Source organism: Mesorhizobium sp. M1E.F.Ca.ET.063.01.1.1 (genome assembly GCF_003998155.1).
Lineage (GTDB): Bacteria > Pseudomonadota > Alphaproteobacteria > Rhizobiales > Rhizobiaceae > Mesorhizobium.
In genome coordinates this window covers 1-1,963 of record NZ_RZSC01000948.1, presented here as the reverse complement: position 1 = coordinate 1,963, position 1,963 = coordinate 1, and the positions used below count along the sequence as shown (strand labels likewise).

3 protein-coding genes are annotated in these 1,963 nt (G+C 64.8%); 1 reads left to right on the top strand and 2 read right to left on the bottom strand.

The genetic code is table 11. The annotated features are described in order from the left end of the window. Positions 1-141: 141 nt before the first annotated feature. Positions 142-798 carry an O-methyltransferase gene (locus EOA29_RS34650; RefSeq protein WP_126090259.1) on the bottom strand — a complete coding sequence of 219 codons (657 nt, stop codon included), beginning with the start codon at positions 796-798 and terminating at the stop codon, positions 142-144. A 94-nt stretch (positions 799-892) separates the two neighbouring features. Here EOA29_RS34650 and EOA29_RS34645 point away from each other — a divergent pair, with 94 nt between their 5' ends. Then, complete coding sequence (locus EOA29_RS34645) at positions 893-1,528, top strand: TetR family transcriptional regulator (protein WP_126090258.1); 636 nt, start codon at positions 893-895, stop codon at positions 1,526-1,528. A 12-nt stretch (positions 1,529-1,540) separates the two neighbouring features. Here the strand turns inward: EOA29_RS34645 and EOA29_RS34640 are convergent. Then, the coding region (locus tag EOA29_RS34640) for a response regulator (RefSeq protein WP_145969990.1) at positions 1,541-1,963 on the bottom strand (423 nt) is incomplete at its 5' end.

Genomic DNA, 1,963 nt, shown 5'->3' with positions numbered 1-1,963 from the left:
CGCCCGGAGGACGAAAATGTGGTCATGATGTCACCTACGCGTCAAAGGCCCGAAGGCCGGGATGGCGCGTTGGCTGACGTGAACGCCTACGGCCGCTCAACGAGCAGCGTGAGTAGTTGGTCTGCTTGTGCCGGGTTTTGGTCAGCCGAGCCGCATCGACAGTTCCACGTCGTCGCCGAACGACGTCGACAAGTAGTCGCCTGTCGGCGAGCGCACCCGCTCCAGATATTCGGGAGAGAAGTCGGCGTTGTCGGCGATGACCAGCGCGCCTGGCCTCAGTCGGCTCTCGACCAGGCTAAGGATCTCCGGATAGAGCGCCTTGGCGCCGTCAAGCAGCAGGAGGTCTATCCGGTCCGGCAGGTCCCTGGCCAGCGTCTCCAGCGCGTCGCCTTCGCGGATCTCGACAAGATCGAGAAGGCCGCCGTCGGCGAGATTGGCCTTGGCGCGTACCACCTTGGAGGGCTCGAACTCCGTCGTGATAAGGCGGCCGCCGCCATTGTCCCTGAGCGCCGCGGCAAGGTAGAGCGTCGAGATGCCGAACGAGGTGCCGAACTCGACGATGATGCGCGCGCCGGTGCTGCGCGCCAGCATGTAAAGCAGCGTGCCGGTCTCCGGCGAAACCGCGAGCCAGAGGTCCTTCAGGCTGCCGTAGAAATTGAGATATTCGGTCTTGCTGCCGAGGAGGCGCGCCCGTTCCTCCCGCGAGTACTGGACTATCGCGGGGCTGGTCGCCGCGGCGGCTTCGTTGAACAGGCGGGCGAGCAGCGGCGCGAGCGGGGTTCCGGTAAGGGTCGTCATGGCTGTCTCCAGTCGGGAACAAATGCTTTCTTGTGTCGTCCGAAAAAATACGAATAATCCTTCAGGTTTCCAATTCGCATTCCCGAGCGCGGCCATGATCCAACGCCCAAGCCCTTCAATTTCCACCCGAAAACAGCCCAAACAGGCCCGCGCGACGGAGCTCGTCGCGGCGATTCTGCAGGCAGCTGCTCAGGTTTTGGCGAGCGAAGGCGCGCAGCGTTTCACCACCACGCGCGTGGCCGAGAAGGCCGGCGTCAGCGTCGGCTCGCTCTATCAATATTTCCCCAACAAGGCGGCGCTTCTCTTCCGGCTGCAGAGCGACGAATGGCGGCAGACGACCGATCTTTTGTGTGACATCCTCGAGGATGTCGAAATCCCGCCGCTGGAACGGATACGCACGCTGGTGCATGCCTTCATCCGCTCCGAATGCGACGAGGCGGCGGTTCGTGGTGCGCTGGACGATGCAGCACCCCTCTATCGCGACGCGCCCGAGGCGCAGGAGGCAAGGGCCACGGCGAACGGCACGGTTGAGGCCTTCATGCGAGAGACGCTGCCCGAAGCCGCGGATGATGCCCGCGCCATGGCCGGCCAACTGATCATAAAAACTCTCAGCGCCATGGGGGCCGACTTTTCGGAAAACCCGCGAACAGAGGCTGAGATCGAAGATTATTCCGACGCCCTTGCCGACATGTTCTGTGCCTATCTCAGGAGTCTGGGGCACCAAGGATAGGCAGGAAGAGGATCACTCCGCCGCCGGCGCCAGCGCCCTGACCCTTGCCATCATCGAGCGCAGCACGGCCGGCTTCAGCGGCTTGTTGACCACCGGAACGTCGAGCCGGCCCGCAGCAGTGCGCACCTCGCTGGAACGGTCGGCGGTGACCAGCACACAAGGCAGGTCCTGGCCATAGGCGGCGCGCAGCTTGGCGATCGCGTCGAGCCCGGTGCCGCCGTCGAGATGGTAGTCGGCAAGCACGATATCGGGCCTTCGCGCGCCCGGCCGCAGCAGATCGTCCGATCCGGAGGCCGTCTCGACGCTGCAGCCCCAACCCTCGAGCAGCAGCCGCATGCCATCGAGGATGCGCGCGTCGTTGTCGATGCACAGCACGTTCAGCCCGGCAAGCGTGGAGGCCGCGCGTGCCGGCGGCTTCCCGACCTCGCGCGGTGG

Bases quoted from the DNA above. Each gene is read 5' to 3' on its own strand.
- EOA29_RS34650 (WP_126090259.1), bottom strand. From the start codon at position 798: ATGACGACCCTTACCGGAACCCCGCTCGCGCCGCTGCTCGCCCGCCTG.
- EOA29_RS34645 (WP_126090258.1), top strand. From the start codon at position 893: ATGATCCAACGCCCAAGCCCTTCAATTTCCACCCGAAAACAGCCCAAA.